Raw genomic sequence first — 668 nt, forward strand, 5'->3', positions numbered from 1 at the left:
CGGCAATAGATCATCGTCGTCCTGACCGCAGTAAAGAACCTGCCGTCATACGCCGGATCACGCGCCTGCCGTGCCTTCTCGCATGTGTCAAAATCTAACATGGGGCGATGTTAGCAGCAGCCGATTTATGAGGCGAGCATGATGTCATGATGAGGTCCGAAAACGGCCGGGTGGGCCGCCGACGTGGCGGCTGAAGGCGGTGCTGAAGGTGCTTGCGGAGCTGTAGCCGATTTTCTCCGCAACCTCATCCAGCGAGTGGCCGCCGCCCCTGAGCAGATCCTTGGCGAGGCTCATGCGCCACGCAGCGAGATATTCCATCGGCCGGGTGCCGAGCGTGCGGGCAAAACGGTCGAAGAAGGCCGAACGCGACATGCCGGCGACACGGGCAAGGTCTGGCACGGTCCAGGCCTGATCCACCGCGCCATGCATGGCCCGAAGTGCTGCCGCAATCCGCGGATCGGCAAGCCCCCTGAGCAGACCGGGCAGCGTTCGTTCCGCCGGCACGGCCCGGAGCGCCTCGATCAGCAGGATCTCGACATCGCGTTCGAGAATGAGGTCTCGGCCGGCATTCTCCTGCGCCGCCTCCTCCCCCACGAGGCGGACGAGCTGCGCAAGCCGCGAAACGCCGCGGATATGGATCATGCGCGGCAGAAGCGACACGAGAAGGC

Annotated in this window: 2 protein-coding genes; both read right to left on the reverse strand. The window is 64.5% G+C overall.

Annotation, left to right across the window (positions count from 1 at the left end; all coding sequences use genetic code 11):
• On the reverse strand, window positions 1–101 hold a 101-nt coding region (locus tag MD273_RS19110), incomplete at its 3' end, for an Ada metal-binding domain-containing protein (RefSeq protein ID WP_285229183.1).
• A gap of 43 nt (window positions 102–144) precedes the next feature.
• The coding region (locus tag MD273_RS18585) for a helix-turn-helix transcriptional regulator (protein ID WP_239039263.1) at window positions 145–668 on the reverse strand (524 nt) is incomplete at its 5' end.

The organism is Marinobacter sp. C7 (assembly GCF_022343555.1).
In the GTDB taxonomy this organism is placed as follows: Bacteria; Pseudomonadota; Gammaproteobacteria; order Pseudomonadales; family Oleiphilaceae; genus Marinobacter.